The sequence below is a fragment of the Phycisphaeraceae bacterium genome, assembly GCA_019636555.1.
GTDB lineage: Bacteria > Planctomycetota > Phycisphaerae > Phycisphaerales > UBA1924 > JAFEBO01.
In genome coordinates this window covers 1,436,629-1,455,858 of the sequence record JAHBXH010000001.1, presented here as the reverse complement: position 1 = coordinate 1,455,858, position 19,230 = coordinate 1,436,629, and the positions used below count along the sequence as shown (strand labels likewise).

General features: G+C 62.8%; 16 protein-coding genes. 6 read left to right on the top strand and 10 right to left on the bottom strand.

The features are described from left to right. The first annotated feature begins 122 nt into the window (after positions 1–122). On the top strand, positions 123–395 hold the full coding sequence (locus KF691_06000) for a hypothetical protein (GenBank protein MBX3388991.1): 273 nt from the start codon (positions 123–125) through the stop codon (positions 393–395). 28 nt (positions 396–423) lie between these two features. Here KF691_06000 and sdhB read toward each other — a convergent pair whose 3' ends face one another. The 5 genes from sdhB to KF691_05975 form a co-directional block, all read right to left on the bottom strand. After that, entirely contained in the window at positions 424–1,248 is an 825-nt protein-coding gene (sdhB, locus tag KF691_05995) for a succinate dehydrogenase iron-sulfur subunit (protein MBX3388990.1), read from the bottom strand. Beyond that, a complete protein-coding gene (locus KF691_05990; GenBank protein ID MBX3388989.1) occupies positions 1,245–1,565 on the bottom strand; it encodes a hypothetical protein in 321 nt (106 codons plus the stop codon). Before KF691_05990 ends, sdhB begins: the two co-directional genes overlap by 4 nt. 272 nt (positions 1,566–1,837) lie before the next feature. Then, entirely contained in the window at positions 1,838–3,802 is a 1,965-nt protein-coding gene (sdhA, locus tag KF691_05985) for a succinate dehydrogenase flavoprotein subunit (protein ID MBX3388988.1), read from the bottom strand. A gap of 10 nt (positions 3,803–3,812) precedes the next feature. Then, positions 3,813–4,667, bottom strand: coding sequence for a hypothetical protein (locus tag KF691_05980; GenBank protein ID MBX3388987.1), 855 nt, complete (start codon positions 4,665–4,667; stop codon positions 3,813–3,815). 105 nt (positions 4,668–4,772) lie between these two features. Then, a complete protein-coding gene (locus tag KF691_05975; protein ID MBX3388986.1) occupies positions 4,773–5,327 on the bottom strand; it encodes a DUF1844 domain-containing protein in 555 nt (184 codons plus the stop codon). A 67-nt stretch (positions 5,328–5,394) separates the two neighbouring features. On the opposite strand from KF691_05975, the gene KF691_05970 reads away from it, so the two are divergent. From KF691_05970 to KF691_05960, 3 genes are all read left to right on the top strand, one after another. Beyond that, positions 5,395–6,657, top strand: coding sequence for a peptidyl-prolyl cis-trans isomerase (locus tag KF691_05970; protein MBX3388985.1), 1,263 nt, complete (start codon positions 5,395–5,397; stop codon positions 6,655–6,657). Between the two features lie 17 nt (positions 6,658–6,674). Beyond that, positions 6,675–7,115: a YraN family protein gene (locus KF691_05965; protein ID MBX3388984.1), complete on the top strand. Its 441-nt coding sequence runs from the start codon at positions 6,675–6,677 to the stop codon at positions 7,113–7,115. A gap of 75 nt (positions 7,116–7,190) precedes the next feature. After that, complete coding sequence (locus tag KF691_05960) at positions 7,191–8,072, top strand: hypothetical protein (GenBank protein MBX3388983.1); 882 nt, start codon at positions 7,191–7,193, stop codon at positions 8,070–8,072. Positions 8,073–8,127: 55 nt separating this feature from the next. On the opposite strand, the gene KF691_05955 is transcribed toward KF691_05960, so the two are convergent. Further along, the gene (locus tag KF691_05955) at positions 8,128–9,834 is read right to left on the bottom strand and encodes a HAMP domain-containing histidine kinase (protein MBX3388982.1); all 1,707 of its coding nucleotides are present in this window, start codon (positions 9,832–9,834) and stop codon (positions 8,128–8,130) included. A gap of 221 nt (positions 9,835–10,055) precedes the next feature. On the opposite strand from KF691_05955, the gene KF691_05950 reads away from it, so the two are divergent. Further along, positions 10,056–11,768, top strand: coding sequence for a MiaB/RimO family radical SAM methylthiotransferase (locus KF691_05950; GenBank protein ID MBX3388981.1), 1,713 nt, complete (start codon positions 10,056–10,058; stop codon positions 11,766–11,768). A gap of 90 nt (positions 11,769–11,858) precedes the next feature. Here the strand turns inward: KF691_05950 and KF691_05945 are convergent, their stop codons facing one another. Both KF691_05945 and KF691_05940 read right to left on the bottom strand, forming a co-directional pair. Continuing rightward, the gene (locus tag KF691_05945; GenBank protein ID MBX3388980.1) at positions 11,859–12,380 is read right to left on the bottom strand and encodes an SRPBCC domain-containing protein; all 522 of its coding nucleotides are present in this window, start codon (positions 12,378–12,380) and stop codon (positions 11,859–11,861) included. Next, positions 12,377–12,763 carry a helix-turn-helix transcriptional regulator gene (locus KF691_05940; protein ID MBX3388979.1) on the bottom strand — a complete coding sequence of 129 codons (387 nt, stop codon included), beginning with the start codon at positions 12,761–12,763 and terminating at the stop codon, positions 12,377–12,379. The genes KF691_05945 and KF691_05940 overlap by 4 nt, the downstream gene beginning before the upstream one ends. A 263-nt stretch (positions 12,764–13,026) precedes the next feature. Here KF691_05940 and KF691_05935 point away from each other — a divergent pair, with 263 nt between their 5' ends. Then, positions 13,027–13,710, top strand: a complete 684-nt coding sequence (locus KF691_05935; protein MBX3388978.1) for a hypothetical protein — start codon at positions 13,027–13,029, stop codon at positions 13,708–13,710. A gap of 151 nt (positions 13,711–13,861) precedes the next feature. Here KF691_05935 and KF691_05930 read toward each other — a convergent pair whose 3' ends face one another. After that, on the bottom strand, positions 13,862–16,864 hold the full coding sequence (locus tag KF691_05930; GenBank protein MBX3388977.1) for a VWA domain-containing protein: 3,003 nt from the start codon (positions 16,862–16,864) through the stop codon (positions 13,862–13,864). After that, entirely contained in the window at positions 16,864–19,167 is a 2,304-nt protein-coding gene (locus KF691_05925; GenBank protein ID MBX3388976.1) for a hypothetical protein, read from the bottom strand. The genes KF691_05930 and KF691_05925 overlap by 1 nt, the downstream gene beginning before the upstream one ends. Positions 19,168–19,230: the final 63 nt, after the last annotated feature.

Below are 19,230 nucleotides of genomic sequence, written 5' to 3'. Positions count from 1 at the left end.
CAACACACGGCGTCCGAAAAACGGCAGCTTGACGGCGATTGCGGGACGTTTTCATTTGCAATTCGGCCAGTGCGTCGGGGAAATTTCGGGCCGGAAGGTCTGGATTTTCCGATGCTTAGAGCATGAGCGCGGTTCCCTCGGCCATCGCATCCGCGATCGCGAATATCCAGCAAACGGACAAAGTCGCACCGCGCCCGCAACCCGAGCCGCCAAAAAAGGGGCGCGAGATCCGGCGCGAAGCGATCGATCGCGTCGAGATTGTGGATGCCGCGGAAGCGGTCGATGCGGTGAAGGGGCTCGCCCCGAACGATCAGGAAGATGCGCGCGAAGATCACCAGGAACGGACCGAGCCTCAAAGAACACCGGCGAAGCCGCGGCTTGATATTGAGGGCTAGAGGGCGCGATCCAATTTGCGCGTGGCAATCAACCCCGGAAGAACTGAGCGATCGCGTGAAGGGTCGTTTGGCGACCGACGGTCGCAATCGACTCGGTGAGCGGGATGTTCTTGGGGCAGACCTTGACGCAGTTCTGCGCGTTGCCGCAGTCGTTGATGCCGCCTTCGCCCATCAGCGCATCGAGCCGCTCGCCTTTGAGTTCCTTGCCTATGGGGTGCTCATTGAAGAGGCGCGCCTGGCTGATCGCATGCGCGCCGACGAATGAGGTGTCCCACTTCGAGGCATCTTCTTCGAGATTGAACTGGGGGCAGGCTTCGAGGCAACAGCCGCAGGACATGCAGGTTGAGAGCACGTAGTGCGTTGCCTGCGAGGCGGGAGTTTCCTTCGGACCCGAACCGAGGTGGTAAGTCCCATCGATCGGAACCCACGCCTTGACGCGCGCGAGGTTGTGAAAGAGGCGCGAGCGGTCGACCCACAGATCACGCACCACAGGAAACTTCGTCATCGGCTCCAGCGTGATGACGTCGCCGTCGCCCGGCGCGTACTCATCGATCAGGCACGAGCACGATTGGCGCACCTTGCCGTTGATAACCATGGTGCAGGCGCCGCAGACTTCTTCGAGGCAACCGGCATCCCACACGACCGGCGTGACGGACTTGCCGTCGGAGGTAACAGGATTCGCGGCGATCTGTTGCAGGCACGAGATCACGTTCGCGTTCTTGGGAACCTGCACCTTGAAATCTTCCCAGCGGCTGGGCTTGCCGGGCCCGTCGCAGCGCTTGATGCGGAAGATGACCGTGCGATCGGGTGTCGCGGCGCGGCGGAGGGGAGAGTGGGAAGCGACTGAGGTCATGCGTACTTCTTCCAAAACTGAGCGGCGGGAAGATACGTATGACGCTTCCCGTGAACCTGTTCAACGAGTCCTTTGAACGCCGAGCGAAGATGCTTCGGGAGCTTTGCCGCAAAGTCTTTTTTCAGCGGAACAACACGGATCAATTCGACCACATCGGCGATGTCCTTCGCTCGATGAATGGCTTCGAGCCCGACGGTCAATTTACCCCGAACAAGATCGGAAAGGCTGATCACCTTGATTCCCTTGATCGTGCTGATCCTCTTCGGTGGACCGCCCGGAGAGTCGTCGGCAACCATGTGCACCGGTACGCCGTCCACGACGTGTTCGCGGCGTTTGGCGTTCCACTTGAAACCGGCTCCAGCATCGCTTCTTGTGTGGCACGGAAATCGCTTGAGTAGATTTCGATGTCGCGCGTCGTGCGGCCGGTTCCATGCAGGATTGCCGCAATGCCGCCAACAATCGGACAACCGGTTGCGTCGGTCACCTTGCGAGCACGATCGAGCATCTGCTCAAAGCCGGGAACCATGCCGCCCGAGTGCGGGTGCGGATCATCGGGATGTGGAAGTCGAGGAGCCATTGTGAGATTGCGTTATGAAGCAGCGGTCGCGAGCGAGGGCGCGGCCGGCGCCTTGGGTGATGCCTCCTTCTTTCCGTAGGTCCGCGCGGTCGGGAGAATGAGCGACTCATCGATCGGGACGAACTCGACCGTCGTCGTGCCGCCGGCGTGGCGTGCGAGCGTGCTCTTCATGAAGTTTGCATCGTCGCGACTGGTGTAGTCGCTGCGATAGTGGGCGCCGCGGCTCTCCCTGCGTTCGAGCGCGCCGAGCGCGATGGCTTCGGCGAGCACGAGCATGTCGCCGACCGAACGGGTGTACCCGAAAGACTGATTGGTCCAACTCGCACCATCGCCGAGTCGGACCTTGCCGAAGCGATCCTTCAGTTCGGCGAGTTTGGCGAGGCACTGCTTGAGCCGCTGCTCGGTGCGCACGACCGTGCACGCGGCGGTCATCTCGTCTCCGAGTTCCTTGCCGATGTGGTACGGATTCGTCGCGATTTCGGAGTTGCCGGGTTTCGCACCGTCGACGAGGTGCTTCATCTTCGCGGCCTCCTGATTGACAACCGCATCGAAGGAGTCGGCGGGCAGACCCGAAGCCGGGTTCTTGCCGGGAGCTTCGTTCTTGATGAAGTTGAGGACCGAGACGCCGCAGAAGAGACCGTCGAAGATGCACGAGAGCAGCGCGTTGGCGCCGAGACGGTTGGCGCCGTGGTACGCAAAGTTCACTTCGCCGAACGCGTAGAGCCCGGGCACGTTGGTCATCGAGTTGTTGATCGCGCCGGACTGCATGCCCTGCCCGACTTTGGAATCGATCGGAGAAGCAGCACCGCTCTTGTGCTTGGCGAGCGGAGTCTGGGGGTTGTACGAACCCTTGGTGTACGTCGTCCACAAACCGCCCATCGAATAGTGAACCGCGGGAAAGATCTTCATGGGTGTGAAGCGCGGGTCTTCGCCGACGAACTTTTCGTAGATCTCGAGGATGCCGCCGAGCTTGCGGGTGAGATAGTCCGGGTCCTTGTGCGTGAGATCGAGGTAGACCTGGTTCTCTCCGTAGACACCCATGCCGTGGTTGACACAGATGTCGAAGATCTCGCGCGTCGCGATGTCGCGCGGCACGATGTTGCCGTAAGCCGGGTACTTCTCTTCGAGAAAGTAGAAGCGCTCGCTCTCGGGGATGTCCTTCGGCGCACGGGAGTCTTTTGGTTTGCGCGGCACCCAGACTCGGCCTCCCTCGCCTCGCGCGCTCTCGCTCATGAGGCGGAGTTTGTCGGCGCCCGGGATCGCGGTCGGGTGGACCTGGATCATCTCTGGGTTGCCGTACCACACTCCCGCGCGGAAGCAGCGTGCCGCGGCGGCGCCGGTGCAAATGATGCTGTTGGTGCTCTTGCCGAACACAAGCCCGCAGCCGCCGGTCGCCATCACCACGGCGTCGGCGCGGAAGGAGCGGATCTGCATCGTGCGCATGTCCTGAGCGACGATGCCGACGCAGCGCCCTTCGTGCAGCACCGGCCAGAGGAATTCCCAGAATTCGTACTTCGTGACCTTGCCTTCGGACTCGTAGCGGCGCACCTGTTCATCGAGCGCGTAGATGAGCTGCTGGCCGGTTGTCGCGCCCGAAAAGTGCGTGCGCTTGAAGAGCGAGCCGCCGAAGAGGCGAAGATCGCGGTTTCCTTCGCCGGTGCGGTTGAAGGGAACCCCCATGCGATCAAGCAGATCGATGATGCGCGGAGCCGAGTTGGCCATCTCGAGCACCGGGTGCTGATCGGCCAGAAAGTCGCCTCCGTAGATCGTTTCGTCGAAGTGTTCGTATTCGGAGTAACCCTGCTGACGCGCGACCTCGTTGCAGGCGTTGATGCCGCCCTGAGCGCACACAGAGTGAGACCGCTTCACGGGAACAACGGAGAAGAGATCAACCGGCGTGCCCGCTTCGGCAATGCGTGCCGCGGCGGACAACCCCGCCAATCCACCCCCGACGACGATGACGCGATGCTCGGACAATGGAACCTCTCTATTGGGCCGCTGTGCTCGCCGAAGTGACTTCGAGAGAACCGGCGCTTGGATGCACCATTCCCACTCGTTCTTCCATTTGACGCAGCTTCGCGGGATCCGCGGTCGCAAAGGTCAGGATGGAAACCCAACCCATGACCATGAGGACCGCGCCGAGGCCGGCGCAGGCGTAACCCCAGCGACGCTGCGCGGGAACGGAAATCGTGAGACCCCAAGTGATTGCCGCGGTCCACAAGCCGTTTGCGAAGTGGAAGACCAGGAGCGTCACGCCGATGAAGTAACCGAGCGAAACGATAAGACCGGCGAGCGTGATCCCTTCGCTCGCTCCGCGAAGAACCTGGGCGAGCGTGGACGCCGCGAACTCGTGCGACCAGACTGTGCCGCCGGGAACGAGAAACGTCCAACCCCATCGCAGAGTTGCGACGTGATAGAAGATAAAGAGGATTCCGAGGTAGCCGCTGATGCGCTGGAGGCGATAGCGGTAGTTCGCCTGGTATGCGTAACGGTGCGTGTTGGCCGAGCCGGACATCGCGTAGTAGAAGCCGAGCACGGAGTGAAAGATGATCGCGCCCCAGAGTGCGATCTCGATCAGAACAAGATTGGGAACCTGCGTGTTGATCCAGCGGACTTCGCGCCAGAAATACTCGCCGCCCCGGACCCACCATGGTGCGTTTGCCGCGACTTCGCCGCCTTCGCGCAGGACGAGCGCACCCCACGCGGCGGAAGAGTTCGTGAGCAGGTGGTTGATGAGAAAAACGCCGATCGGCACAATGCCGGAGAATGAATGAAGCCGCCGGAGCAGGAAGTAGTGCCGCTCGAAGAAGCCGGTCTTTTGAGAAGGCGGAGGGTTGGTCACGAAGCGCATCCCGGAGACGCCGGAATCCGCGCAAAGTGGCGCGAAATCGCGACGAATCGCATCGTAGCGGCGCGCCGTCGGTCATCCACTTTTTCACGCGACAAATCAGGGCGGGAGCGGCACGCTTCCCGTTGCGCCGATAATCCCCGGTGAGCCGGATCCGACGCCCGCAGCGCCGGGCTTGATCTTGCCCTCGGCAATTGCTTTGTTCACGTAATTGGAAATCTCGACGTACTCCATGCGGAGTTCGTGCAGCGCGCGGCTGAGCAGTTTGGACTCGGTCTCAGAAAGGTTGCCTTTGGTTTTCTCTTCGAGTGCCGCGAGCATGTCGATGTGCAGCTTGGCGTATTCCGGCGCGACGATGGCGCGACCGGACTGCGGATCGGGAACCGCACCGAGGTACATCAGCGTCTGGCTCACGAGGAGCGAGATGAGATCCTGGATGCCGACAGGGCCTTCTTCGCGCGGCGCGCCGGGTCCGCCCACATCGGTCTTCGCCTGCTGCTGAGCCTTTTTGGCGGACTCTGCCGCCGCGAGCTTTTCCTTCTCGGCCTGAGCCTGGCTCTTCCAATCCGTATCGATGATAATCTTGGGAGCCTCGCCTCCGCCCGCCCCACCACTTGATCCCCCACTTGAACCGGAAGGGCCTGCGTTCGACATGAAAACCTCTCGTGATCGCGCAAGGGATTGTGCAACGCCGCAGTTGAATGCTAAGGCGGCGGTCGGCGTGATTCTCGCCTCCGTGAGCCTGTGGGGTTGTTCGTCCGGCAACGTGGCGACAGCGGTCAGGCCCGCGACCAAGTCCATCACGGCGGCGGAGTTTCAGGCTCCCGCGGCGGCGGCCGGGCCCCAACCCGCGAGCGGCAAGGACGAAGCAGTACCGACGGCGGCCCGGCCCCTGCGGACGGGGCCGGTCTCCGCGAGCGAGGGACTTCTCGATGTTTCGGCCGAGCCGGGCGAACCGACGCTCAACGCGCGCATGCCCGAGCCGGTCGGTCGCCCGGTCTTTGTGGACGCGAAGGTCGGCGACGTGAACAACCGCGCGATCTACGCCTCGGCGTTTCTCAACGACATGATCGATCGCCTCAAAGCCAAGTACGAAGAGATGTACAAGGCGAACCCCAAGTTGGCGAAGAAGGCGTGGAGGCAGTTTGCGCGCACGCAGATTCAGCAGAAACTCGACGCGATCATCGAAGATGAAGTGCTGCGGGCCGAGGCGCTGAATCAGTTGCAGCCCGAACAGAAAGCGGGGTTCTTCAACTGGCTTCAGTCGGTGCGGAGCGAAGTTGTCGCTGAGAACCGGGGCATCGAGGCGGCGGCGAACGAGAATCTTTCAGCGCAGAATGGGACATCTCTCGATCAGACGATGAAGAACCGCGAGCAGCAGGAGCTCATCAGATTCATTCTGCAGACCAGAATCTACAGCCGCGCCAACGTGAGCTGGCGCGACATTCAGATCGCGTACGAGAAGAACTACGACATGTTCAATCCGGCGCCGATCGCATCGTTCCTCATTTTCACCGTTTCGGAAAGAGATACGAAGGAAATCGACCGCATCCGCGGCCTGCTCGCGTCGGGAACGACCTTTGATGAGATTGCAGAAGAAAAGACCGCCTACATGGATGAGCAGGATCGCCTGCTCAACCGTCCGTTCGAGGGCGACTATTCGAAAGCGGACCTGCTCGGCCCGAAGGAGCTGAACGAAGAAGTGCGCAAACTGAAGCCGGGCGAATGGGTGGGACCGATTTCATTCCGGGGAAGCGCCTACTGGATCAAGCTCGAGCGGATTTGGAAGGTATCGGAAGACCTGTACGCGGCACAGTTGTTTCTCGAGAACCGACTGGCGCAGGGAAAGAACGATTACGAGAAGTACAAGTTCGTCGATCGCCTGAAGAAGCGGGCAAGCTTCACGGATGTGGACGTGATGACCGATCGATTGCTCGCCCTCGCGGAAGATCGTGTCTTCGGAATCGATTCGCAATCCAACTAGTTGAGATGGGTGAGGGCATGAGAGGAACGCTGCGAGCAATCGGGCGGTTTTTGGGCAGGTCGGACTACGACTCGGCGTTTGTTGGTCGCCGTGGCGAGGCGGCCGCGGCGCGGTATGCCAAGAGGCGCGGGCTACGCGTGCTCGATCGGAACGTGCGGCTTTCGAAAGGCGAGATCGATCTTGTGTGCGAGCCGGACGACGAGTCGCTTCTGATACTGATCGAGGTCAAGGCGCGCGCGGTGAAGAGCGGATGGGAGGCGCCGTTTCTCCCGGCGGAAGAGGCCGTCGACCAGGAAAAACGCGAGCGGCTCGTGGAATTGGCGCTCGAACTGAAGCGCCGGCACCGGCGGCTCGATCGACCTGTACGAATCGATGTCGCCGGCGTGGACCTGTTCGACCCCGGGACGTGGCGCGAGCGCGTGCGGCTGAGGTATTTTGAGAACGTGGTGAGGATGTGATGGGGATGCGGAATGCGGAATTGATTCTGGCGGTACAAGCCGCAATCGATTGGCGCGGAAACCCATGAAGTGGGAATGGCAACGAAATGGCGACGGGCGTTTCGGTGGGTCGCGGGGATCGCGGCGGGGCTCGCGCTCTTTGTTTCTCTTTGGATGTTGAAAGTGGCGTGGAGGTCGCCGGCACGATATCAACCGGACGCGGCGACGCGGCTCGTGGTTCCCATCATGAGTGCGGTCGAGTACGACAGGGTTTTGCCGTCGCACGCGCGGCCGTTTGTCTTTCGCGCTCGCGTCGCCGGGGGCGAGGCGCTTGTGTTCGGTGCGGAGCACACGAAGGACCCGGAGTGCAAGCAGATCGCCGAAATGCGTCGGCTCTTTAAGGAGTTCTCACCCACGGTTGTCTTGGTCGAAGGCCGCCCCGGCTCGCCGATCGCGGGGCTGGGCGATCCGGTCCGACAATTTGGTGAGGCGGGCATGGCGCTGTCGTTGGCGCGGTCTTCGGGAATCCCCACCTGGTCGTGGGAACCGACGCGCGATGACGAGACGAGCGCCATGCTGAATCGGTTTCCGAAAGAACGAGTCGCGCTCTTCTACATTCTGCGGCCGTACGTCAGCGACCTGCGGCACGGCAAGCCGGCGGATCCGGATGCGGCGCTCGAGAGCAATCGGGCGAGTCGCGTGCGTTGGCGGGGATTGGAGAACTCGTTCGCGAGCGTACGAGAGATCGATCGCGTCTGGGCGCGAGATTTCCGCGGCTTGCCCGATTGGCGCGACACGAGCGACGAGTTCGGCTGGCCGGGGTACCTTTCGGAGATCGCGGAGGCCAGCCGCGACGTGCGGACAGAGCAGATGGCCCGGTGCGTGCTCGATCTGTGCGCGAAGGGCGAGCGGGTATTGGTCGTGTGCGGCTCAAGCCACGCGGTCCGAGCGAAGTCGGCGATCGACGGTGGCGGATAGCCGATTGCGGGGCGACGGGCTTTGGGTCGCAACTTTGGTCGCAACTTGGGTCGCGCTACGGGGTTGCCGAGGCCGCGCTTCGGAGCGCGCCGCGGAACCTGGCTTCCGCTTCGGTTTCCCGCGAGATTCCCGGATCGGGATGGAGCGGCATTATGAGGCTGAACATGCTGCCGCGCCCGATGTCGCTGACGATCTGGATCTCGCCCTGCAGCACGCCCGCGAGTTCCTTGCAGATGGCAAGACCGAGGCCGGTGCCGGTGTGCTCGCGCGCGTGTCCACCGGAGAGTTGCTGGAACTTGTCGAAGATGCGGGCCTGATCTTCGGGGGCAATGCCCGGGCCGTTGTCGATCACACTGACTCGGACGCGATCCGCCGGTGATTCTTCCGTATCAGGCCGTGCGCCGATCAGCCGCTCGGCGCGCAGGGTGATCTCGCCCTTGTGGCCGCCCGGCGAACCGGCGCCGGGCGTGAACTTTACGGCGTTGGAAAGGAAGTTGAAGATCACCTGGCGGAATTTCTTGACGTCGGTCTCGACGAGCGGCAGGTCGGGCGCGATTTCGAGATTCACCTTGACGTCTTTCTGGGAAGCGAGCGGGAAGATGAGGCCGGCGAGCGCTTCGCAGGTCGTCTGCAGGTTCATTTTTTCGATGCGGAGTTCGTAGCGGCCGGCTTCGATCTTCGCCATCTCGAGCAGACCGTTGATCATTTCGAGCAGGTCTCGCGCCGCGTTGTGAATGTTCTCGAGAAAACGAAGGCGCTTGGAGAGCCGCGTCGAGTCGTCGCCGGCGGCGAGTTCGGCCTGCGCCACTTCGATAAGCAGGTCGGCGAAACCGATGATGGCGTTGAGAGGCGTGCGCAGCTCATGGCTGACATTGGCGAGGAAATCGCCCTTGAGCTTCGCGGCTTCGTAGAGCGCCGAGTTGGACTGCGTGAGCTCATCCACTTTCAGGTTCATCGCGGCGTTGAGTGCGCGGAGCTCGACCTGGCGGTTCTCGAGGTCGTGCAGCATCAGATTGAACGTGTCGGCGAGTTCTTCGAATTCGTCGCCGGTGGTGATTTCGGACCGGATGGTGAGATCGCCCTCGCGGACGCGCTCGGCCGTCGTCTTAAGCGTGCGCACCGGCTGGAGGATGAGGTGGTGCGTGATGAGATAGAACATCAGCACAGCAAAGGCGGAAACAAACAGCCCGGCCGAAAACAAATACGCCGTGTTAATCAGCAGAAGCCGAATCGGCTCGTGGCTCGAGCGATCGAGCAGCACCAGCCCGATGAGCTTCTGCGTTCCTTCGATGTCGGCCCGCACAGCCTTGGCGTAGCGGTACTCGCGCATCGTTCCGGCCCAGCGCGCCTGCTGGAAATCCTGGCGCGCCGGGTCCGATTCGAGGGCCGCGATCGCGCGCGCGACGAAGCGGTCGTTCGCGCCGATCGAGCTCGCTTCCGACAGTCCGATGCGCTTCGCGGGGACGCCGGCGTATCCCTCTGTGCCTGGTTTCGGGTATTCGTCCTTGGCGACAAACCGCAGCGGCTGGCGCGGGCGGGACGTCAGCACCGAGGGATCGAACAGGCCGAACGACGCCGCTTTGACCTGACGCTCGGCCTGCTCCCAGTGGTCGACCATCTGGCGCGAAAGCTCCAGCTGCCCTTCGTCGACCAGCGAGTTCATCCGAAAGAACGGGAAAACCAGCGCCGCGAGAACGATCGCGGCAACGGCGCCGCCGAACAGGAGAAGGCACTTATTGGCGAGCGAGATGCCGCGAAACACGCGGGAAGAGTACGGAGGAGAGAAGTGGCAGAGTGGCAAGGTGGCAGAGTGGCAAGGTGGCGGAGTGGCGAAGGGGCAAAGCGAAGACAATCCGTGCGGTCCCACCTCCCCTCGTGCTCGCCTGCTCACCTCCAGACTGGTTGGCCCCCGCTCTCGAGCAAACCGGCAGGGGAGCCCGATGCTTCTCACGGCCGGCGTTCCTGCTCATACTCTTGTGCTTCATGGCTTCGAAGCGCGTGTATATCGAAACATTTGGCTGCCAGATGAACGAGCTCGATTCGGAGCTGGTCACGGGGCAGCTGCGCGCGCTCGGATATCGGATGACGCCGGACGCCGCGGACGCGGAGGTCGTTCTGTACAACACCTGCTCGGTTCGCGAGCTTGCGGAACAGAAGGTGTGGTCGCGCCTGGGTGAAATGACGCTGCGAAAGAAGGCCGATCCCTCTCTCGTGGTTGGCGTCCTTGGTTGCTTAGCGGAACGCGACGGCGAGGCGCTTGTGAGGCGCATGCCGGTGGTCGACGTGCTGGTCGGCCCGGCCGAACTCGACAAGCTGCCGGCCCTTCTTGACAATGCGGTGCGCACCAACGGCTCGCTGGCTGCTAACCCGATTCCGGATCAGAATTCGCCGGGCGAGCACCGGGTGGTTTCGGCGCGGCAGATCGCGCTGCAGGGGAGCGCTTCGCGCCGGAGCGGCACGCTTGCCGCGGCGGAGGATTCGCTCGAGATGCTGGATCTTTCGCGCGCGGTGTCTCCCATTGACGAGATCGGTTCGAAAGGGCGGAGCGCGTACGTACGCATCACGCGCGGGTGCAACAAGTTCTGCACATATTGCGTGGTTCCCTTTACGCGCGGGGCCGAAATTCACCGGCCTCCCGAGCACATCATCGACGAGTGCAAGCGCCTTGCGGACGCGGGCGTCATCGAGATCACGCTTCTCGGTCAGACCGTAAACCACTATCGCTTTGAGCACGGCGCGGCGGTAACAGTGAACGGGCTGATTCAGCCTCAGAAAGGACGGAGTTTCACGGGAGGACATCGGCGCGATCCCTTCGCAGGGGATTCCACAACGACGTTCGCCGATTTGCTTTCGCGGATCCACGAGGAGGTGCCCGCGATCCGCAGGCTCCGCTTCGTCACGAGCTATCCACGCGATTTCGGCGATGATGTGCTGGAAGTGATCCGCGATCACCCGCGGATCTGCCGCTACTTGCACGTTCCGGCGCAAACTGGTTCCGACCGCATTCTCAAGCTCATGAATCGCGGCTACACGGTGGGCGAGTACCTGGAGTTTGTGGACCGGGCGCGCTCGTACCTGCACGAGCCCGACAAGGGCCGGCCGCTCGGGATCTCCGGCGATTTCATCGTGGGTTTCCCGACCGAGACCGAAGAGGATTTTGTCGCGACGACGCGGCTGATGGAGCGTGCGCGGTACAAAAACAGCTTCATTTTCAAATACTCACCCCGGCCGGGGACGACAGCGTTCGACAAGCTGCCGGATGACGTTCCGGAGACGGTCAAGCGCCGCAGGAACACCGAATTGCTCGCTCTTCAGAACCGCATCGCGGAAGACGTGGCTCGCGAGAACATCGGGAGCACGCTCGAGATTTTCGTGGAGGGGCCGAGCCAGCGCGAGGAAAAGAAGCGGCGTCGCGCGGAGAAGCCCAAGTCGCTCATCTCGCTGACAATCGGAGGGGAAGATCGGGAGTCGAGCGGCCCGGGCGCGTGCGGCGATGGCTGCGGATGTTCGAGCGTCGGGGAGCTCGAAGCAGCTTCGGAGGAAACGAACGCGCCGGCGCAATACTGCGGCAGAACTGACACCGACCTGATCGTGTTCTTTGACCGTGAACCGGACGCGAGCGATCCGACCGGGAGTTTCGTGAACGTGCGCATTGACCGCGTGCGATCGCTTTCCCTTTTCGGAAGCGTGCTGTAAGAAACCGCGGGATTTGCTCCCGTGCCCTCAGAATTCGCGGCATTGCGGAGAACTTGGAAACGCTCTCGGGTTCGAGGCGGTCATCGCTGTCTAGCCCGCGACGGGCGACTTCACTTTCTGGCCGTGTCGGCTCCCACGCAGATCCGGACCCGAAGTCAGGTAGTTCGCCAGGTTTTCGAGGTAGAAAGACCAGCCGTCGTGGTGCTTGCCTGCCCAATCCTGGCCGCTTGTGTCGGTCGGCCAGCCGGAGTGGACGAGTTTGACCATCGTGCCGCCACCCTCTGGCGTGAGCGTAATCGTGACAACCGTGCTCTGGATGTCGCCCAACCCGAGATTCTGTGAAGGATCTCCCTTCCACTCGAAAACGACTTTGCGATCGTGCTCGATCTCGAGATAGCGTCCGAAGCGGTCGTGATCGCGCGAGTGGTCGGTCGCGGATCGCCATCGCATTTTGTACATGCCGCCCTTGTGCGGCTGGGTCTCCACATCGGAGAAGAGCCAGCGCTCGAGTTCGGTCGCGACCGTGAGCGCCCGGAAGATGCGCGCCGGCGAAGCGGGAATAAACCGTTGGACGACAACCTCCGGGCCGCGATTCATTTCTGGCTGATTCATGGATGATGGTCCTTTCGTGCGGGGGCGTGCGAGACGCGCGCCGGATGCGTGGAGTGCGCCGGACCTGTGACGTGCGAAGCCAGCGCATCGAGCTTGGTTTCCCAGAACGCGCGATAGTGATCGATCCAGGCGCCGGCGGCGTGGAGCGAGGCTCCCTCTAAAGAGAGGATGCGCTGCCTGCCCCGCTTCTCGCGTTTGACGATTCCGGCGCGTTCGAGCACGGCGACGTGCTTGGTCACTCCCTGGAGCGACATGTGGAGCGGCTTGGTGAGATCGCTGGGCGTGCACGGGTTCTGGGCGAGTCGCCGGACAATCCAGCGGCGTCCCGGGTCCGAGAGCGCGTCAAACACGTGGGAAAGGCGGCGTTCTGAAATATCAACCATTTGGTTGAGTTTACCCCTCCATTTGTTTTAGTCAACCAACGAGTTGATTTTCGTACGAACGGGCCTGAAAAGGCCGCAGGAAAGTCCCCGGCGGGCGAGTCGGCAAAATCGGAGTTTTTTTCCGCGCTTTGGTGGCATCGTCCGGATTCCTGAGGCATGTTCGAAGTGGAGCGACCGTATTGCGCGGTCGCGGGTGTCGGATCGCTTTGTGCGCGGAGTTGGCGCGGGCGGTCTGTCATGGAATTCGGGAAGAGAGGTTCGCTGTGAAGAAGGTAATTCAGATTTCGGCCGCTCTGGCGGCGTTTGCGGTCGCGGGAGCGGCGCAGGCCGGTCTGGCATTCTCATTCGCTGACCCCGGCTTGGGCATCCGCCCGGTGACGAACGTCGCCAACGGCGGAGGCGCGGGCATCGGGCTCATTTCGTACAACATGGCTGTGCCGATTTCGTTCATCGTGGACGGCCTGTCTGAGCCCACGCCGTTCCAGCAGACATTCAACAACGCCCACCTCGAGCTGAATCTTCTGATCAGCCCCGCGGTGACCGTCGGCGGCGTGACCACCGCCAACGTCGCGGGCTACTTCATTGTGACCGATTCGGGCGGCGGCATGATCGTCCGCGGCGACTCGGCCTCCGGCTCGTTCGTCCGCGTCGGCGGTACCAACTCGATTCTGTTCTCGGATCAGACCGGTTTCGCCTACACATTCGGCGCTTCGCTCATCGCTCTCCTTGATCCGGGTCGCACCCCCGCGAACCCGCAGGAAGCGGTGTTCACGCTGACCAATATTCTGACCGCTGGCGGCGCGCCGCTGTTTGACCCGATCACGAAGATCTTCAATGACTTCTCGGCGAACAGCTCGTTCACCGGCAACACGGAAACCGTGCCGACTCCGGGCTCTCTCGCCCTCCTCGGCCTCGGTGGCCTGATCGCCGCCCGTCGCCGTCGCTGATCTCCAGCGCACACGTGGTGTAGAGACAGCGTTCCGAAACTTCCGACGAGCCGTCCGAAATCCGGACGGCTCGTTTTTCGTTTTGGGATTAACCGTTTCTGGTTGTTCACCCTGCTCTCAGTTGAAAGCCCTCCCCATCCATCGGCTGAAATCACTGTTCTTTTTCTTCGAACTTTTCGCGGGCCCGTCGCTTGGCCGCTAGGAGGGAATCGCCCCCGGGGGAGGGCGAAGTCTCCGCTCCGGATTCTTTCCGGCTGGACGCTTCGATCGGGGCGGTGGCCGCCATCCGTTCCGCACGGCGCCGATCGCGAGCGGCAGCGGCAAGACGCGACGCATCCTCGGAAGAAAGCTGAACACCCCGGTAGCCCTCTTCCGGGTCGCTGAGAGCCTCCACAGTCTTGAGCTTCGCAAGGCTCGCGACGTTTGAGCTCGTCATTGCGGATTGATGATCGCCCAACCAACGGTCCCATGCGATCCGGCGGGCCGCCAGATCCAAAAGAAAGAGCGGCGGAATCCATGCGAGAAGAATCGGCCAGAGGGGAGATTGGGAACGTCGCGGCGGAATGCCGTTGCGATCAAAGAACGAGTTCGGCCTGGCGTCGTCAAGCGATCGGGGCGGTATACCGGAAATCGAAGCAAGGCCCGCCAGCCACTCGTCATTGGAAGCGAGATCTCGCCATTCACGACCCGCAAACAGTGACGCGCCGGCGATGATCGGTGTTGCGGCGGTTCCCTCGGGCAGGATCGGCCGTATGACCGCGATGTAGGCGCCTTCGTCCGATACGTGTGTGCGGGACTCAAAAACGCCGGGCGCAATTTCGGACAGCCGCACCGGAATCTGTGCACCGGTCGGAGAAAAGATTGTGGCGCCGAGCGACGTCGCGCCGTCCGAAACGGTCGGGCTGCGTTCCGCGCGGATGACCAATCGATCGCCGACGACTTCGGCGCGAGCGCTGTACGGACTGCTCGACTGACTCCGGCTCAGGAATCGGGCGAGTTGCGTCCACATCCGCCGGTAGCCCGGCCAATCGAGCCAGTTGTTTGCCCAATGACCCGCGTCCGAAGTGAATGCCGCCACTTGACCAAGTTCGACCCGCCAGTGACTCAATACCGGCTCCCCGGTCGGAGAGACGATCGCGTTGACAACCGTCGGATCCGGCCTGGGCTGGGTGAGGCAGAGCCCGAGCAGATCTGGCGGAGCGTCAACGCCGATCGTCGCCGGTGAACCGGACGGCAGCACGACCGGGCGGAACGGCTCTTCGCGAATCAGCGGCGAGCGAATGACTTTCACCGCTCGCATGAAGATCCGGGGAAGAACCGACGGATTCGTCACTTGGTAGTACTTTCCCTCTCCCAGGCGCGCGATTTCCTCGAGACCTGATGCGTCGGCGTCATCGCCGATTGCGATGGTCGAAACGCGAACGTCCTGCTTGGAAAGGGAGCGAGCGATGTCGGGCAGGCTGTCGCGGTCCTGCGAAACGCCGTCGGTGAGCACGATGATGTTCTTGTTCTTTGCTTTGACCGAAAGGAGCTGGTTGCCCGCTTCAACAAGCGCCGGGCCGAGGTTTGTTCCGCCTCCGGGACCGATCGACAGAATCGCGCTCGCCGTAGAGGCCGGATCCGAGTTCGGCGCCAGCGGCTGAACAACGTCGTAGCTGCTGTTGAATGCGATGACACCGACAAGGTCTCTTCGATCGAGCGCGCCCAGCGCCATTGCGGCGGATTGATTCGCGATCTCCTGCTGACTGCGCGACGAGCCCATGACCGATCGGCGCATCGAACCCGAATTGTCGAGAACGAAGACAACCGCCGACTCCGGTTCGACCAGTCGCTCGGGCAGGTCCAGAAGCACGGGCAGAACGGGCTCGATCGGCGTGTTGCGCCAGCCACCGGCGCCGAACGAATTCGGCCCCCCCACCATGACAAGTCCGATTCCCATTTCGCGCACGGCGCCGGCAAGCAGCCGCTGCGTCGGCTCGGGCAAATCCTCAGCGCCGACATCTTCGAGAATCACCAGGTCGTAGTTCTGAAGAGTCAGCGGATCCGAAGGCACCAGGCGCGCCGGAAGCACTTCCACCTTCAACCCGTCGTCCTTGAGAGTGCGTGCGAGTGGAGACGGCTCGCCCGACGATCCCTCCACGATCAGGACCGAACCGGCACCCGGAGTGAGGGTGAACGCCGTCGCGGCGTTGTTCTCCGCCAGCGTGTCGCCGGCCGGCTTCCCGTCGGCGCCGGTCTGTGGCTCGAAAACCGCGCGGAAGCGGTGCACGCGCCCCGGCCCGAGCGGCACCTCGATTGTCCTGACGTTTTCACCGGCTTGAAGTTCGACCTGCTGGGCGTGAAGCTCCTGCTCGCGCGCATCGGACGAGACAACACGCATGGTCCCGAAGGCATCGCCGGTGCTGAAGAGCGTCACGCGCAGCCGCACGCTCGAATCGGCGGGGGCCAGAGACGGCGCATCGACATTCGAGATGTAGACCTCGTTCTCCAGCTTGTATTTGAGAGGAACGACGTCGACAGGAACCGGGCGAGCCGAAGATTCGAATTCGCGAACGCCGCTTAGGGCGCTGCCCCGGGTCTCGTTGCCGTCTGTGAACAGTATCAACCTGCCCGCGGCATCCGGAGGAAGAATCGCGCGGGCAAGCCGGAGCGCCGACTCGATGTCCGTTCCCTCCGCGCCGGGAGCATCGAACGAGAACTCGCCGATTCTGGCGGCAGTTGGAGCCGTCGTTGTGATTGCTCGACCGTCAAACACAACGACGCCTAGAAGATCGTCGGGCCCCCTCGAATCCGTCGCACCCCGTATGTAATCCGCGACCCGAGTGGAGAAGTCGAGACCGGAGAGCGCCCCGAATCGGCGAACGGAATCGGAGACATCGACGACCGCGACCGCCGCGAGCTTGTCCGTTGTTCGCACGAGCGCGATCCCCGACACACACGCGCCGATGAGCAGGATGAGGGCGGCGCGGATGACGGCAGCGACAATCCGGCGCGGACGACTCATGACGCCGAAACCGCGCGCTGTCGCGCCCATGATCAGAGCGCCGAGACCAAAGACCGCGAGCAGCCAGGGGCGCTCGACCGCGATTCCGATCGTGTCAAGCCAGCGGTCGAAGGCCGATGCGAGCAGCACGGGGCAATCTGCGCCGAGCATCACTTGTTGGCTCCCGATCCCTGAGCCGACTCGGCGTATCGCTTAAACACTCGACGGACCAAGTCGGAATACTGAGGCGGAATGGTCTGCTGCTCGATTGCTTGACGCGCACTTTCGGTCGCGCGTCGGATCGGTTCCTGCGGGATCGCTCCCGGCGGCGCGGCGCCTCCGGACTTGGGTTCGCTCAGCCATTCCGCGATGGTGCGTTCAGCGGGTCGCGAGTCGTTGAGCGGCTTGGATTCGAGATCTGGCGCCGGCGGGCGAGCGTCGAAAGTCTGTGTCGGCCCGCGCCAAGGGGCCGGAGAACTCCCGGGATCGGCGCGATCTGAGTCCGCGAGGCGCTTCGCCAGGTCCTGCAGTCGGGCACGCTCTTCCGGCGAAGCGTTCTCGAGCATTTGTTCGGCGCGATCACGCATGCCTCGCGCGGTTTCGCGCTGCTGCTGCGCGTCGCCGCGCTGTTTCGACAAATCCCTCAATTCCTGTGCGAGCCTCTGCGCGCCTCCGTTCGGGCCCGAGTCAGGCCGCGGGGTGGACGCGCCGCCCTGCGAGTCTCCCGGTTTCTGCCGAGGAGTCGCGCCGGGATCGGTCGGACTTTGTGCATCAGAAGTTTGCCCAGCGCCGGGCTGCTGGATCGGTTTCGATGGGCCGGGCTGATTCTGGCTCTGATTCGCATCGCTCTTCGACGATTGGCCTTCGTTTTCCGGCGCTTCCGTGGGTTGGCGCTGTTGCGAACCGCTCGGGGAGTTCTGGCCCGACTCGCCGGGCTTCTTGCTTCGCTCGGAAGATTGCGACCTTTGATCCGGAGCGGAACCCGGGCGCGGCTCCTGCTTTTGCTTGCCGCTTTGACCGGGTTGATCCGCACCCGGTTGTTGAGGCGGCTGCTGTCCGGAGTTGTCGGGTTGCCGAGCCGGTTGATCGCCTCGGCTTTGACCCGATTGCGCGTTCGAATCCTGCGAACCCGGCTGATTGGAAGAATCGGGCTTCTTCGATTGTTCCGCGCCCGAAGGTTGATCGGTTTTCTCTGCTCCTCCGCCGGTATTCTCCGGATTCTCTTTCTTCTGTTGCCCACCGGAAGCCGAATCGGAACCCTGCCGCTCGCTCGATTGATCCTTCGAACTCTGATCGCTCTTGGGCTGATCCTCACCTTGAGAACCGCTCTGCTTTTGCTCGCTCGGATTTGGCGGAGGTTCGCTTGGCGGCCGCTTCAGGTCGTTTGCCGCGTCCTTCGCGGCTTCCTGCAAGCGCTCTTGTACCGATTGCGTCGGACGCTGTCCATCGGCGGCGGCAGTTCGGTCTTCCGAATCGGTCTGTGTCCCGGAATCGAGATTCTTTGAAATCTGTTCGAGTTCACGAGCGGCCTGCTCGCGCTCCGTGGATCCGGCCGAGCGCTCGAGCCGCTCGAGTTCTTCCGCCGCGGAATCAAGATCTCCGTTCCGCAAAGCCTCGGCAAGACGCGAGCCAGACTGCGATGCGGCTTGCCGCGATCGGGCAGCGGCGCGAGCAAGCGCCCGGCGTGCTTCCTCGATGCTCGCTTCGCTCTGGCGCGCCTTCTTCTCGGTTTCTTCCGCGTGGCGGCTCAACTCTTCGGCGGTTCGAACTCTGGCATCGTGGGGCGTGAGCTGGCCCGCCGCGAGCTCCTGCTCAATTTCGGAGAGTTTTTCGTCGAGCGGCCTTTCCATTTGCTCGGGCTCGGAAGGCTTGGGCGATTCCTCGACCATCTTGGCGACTTCACGGATTTCGGCGGTCGCCTCGCGCACTTCCTGCTCGCGCTTTTTCGCCTGCATCGCGGCGTGCTGCGCCCGATCGGGTATCCACACGGAGCATGCGAAAGCGGCCGCGGCGACCGCGGGCCAGATCAACCAGGCGTTCCCGAACCGCACTCGCACCGCCCGATCGGCTTGTGCAGATTCGGCGAAGCGTTCTGCGCGGGCGGCGAGTTCCGCGACGAAGGGGCGCTCGTGCTCGAGATGCGAACCTCGAAGTTCGAGCGCCGAGCCAAGCGTGTCCTTGAAACCGAGCGCTCGATCAAGCTCGCGTGCCGCGCGTTCGTTTGACCAGCCTTGGCGAACCGCCAGCACGAACGCCGCAACGACGGCGACGACAGCGACCACAACATAACCCCACCACGGGATCAGCGGGAAGGGTGTGAACTTTGCCGCGAGCACGCACACAACGGAGAAAACCGACGCGGCGAGCAGAAACACGCCCGCGGTCGAGAGGAAATCGGCGACGAGGCGACGCCTCGCCACCTGCGCGGCGCTCTTGAATGTCTTGTCCATCGCGAAGGCGGATTCGCGTTGCATTCCGCAAGATGGTACGAACGGAAGGGGAAGCGAGATCGGATTCCGCAAAGGTCTGTTCCCGGT

Coding starts and splice junctions, on each gene's coding strand:
- KF691_06000 (MBX3388991.1), top strand. CDS start 123: ATGAGCGCGGTTCCCTCGGCCATCGCATCCGCGATCGCGAATATCCAG.
- sdhB (MBX3388990.1), bottom strand. CDS start 1,248: ATGACCTCAGTCGCTTCCCACTCTCCCCTCCGCCGCGCCGCGACACCC.
- KF691_05975 (MBX3388986.1), bottom strand. CDS start 5,327: ATGTCGAACGCAGGCCCTTCCGGTTCAAGTGGGGGATCAAGTGGTGGG.
- KF691_05965 (MBX3388984.1), top strand. CDS start 6,675: ATGAGAGGAACGCTGCGAGCAATCGGGCGGTTTTTGGGCAGGTCGGAC.
- KF691_05960 (MBX3388983.1), top strand. CDS start 7,191: ATGGCAACGAAATGGCGACGGGCGTTTCGGTGGGTCGCGGGGATCGCG.
- KF691_05950 (MBX3388981.1), top strand. CDS start 10,056: ATGGCTTCGAAGCGCGTGTATATCGAAACATTTGGCTGCCAGATGAAC.
- KF691_05945 (MBX3388980.1), bottom strand. CDS start 12,380: ATGAATCAGCCAGAAATGAATCGCGGCCCGGAGGTTGTCGTCCAACGG.
- KF691_05940 (MBX3388979.1), bottom strand. CDS start 12,763: ATGGTTGATATTTCAGAACGCCGCCTTTCCCACGTGTTTGACGCGCTC.
- KF691_05930 (MBX3388977.1), bottom strand. CDS start 16,864: ATGCTCGGCGCAGATTGCCCCGTGCTGCTCGCATCGGCCTTCGACCGC.
- KF691_05925 (MBX3388976.1), bottom strand. CDS start 19,167: ATGCAACGCGAATCCGCCTTCGCGATGGACAAGACATTCAAGAGCGCC.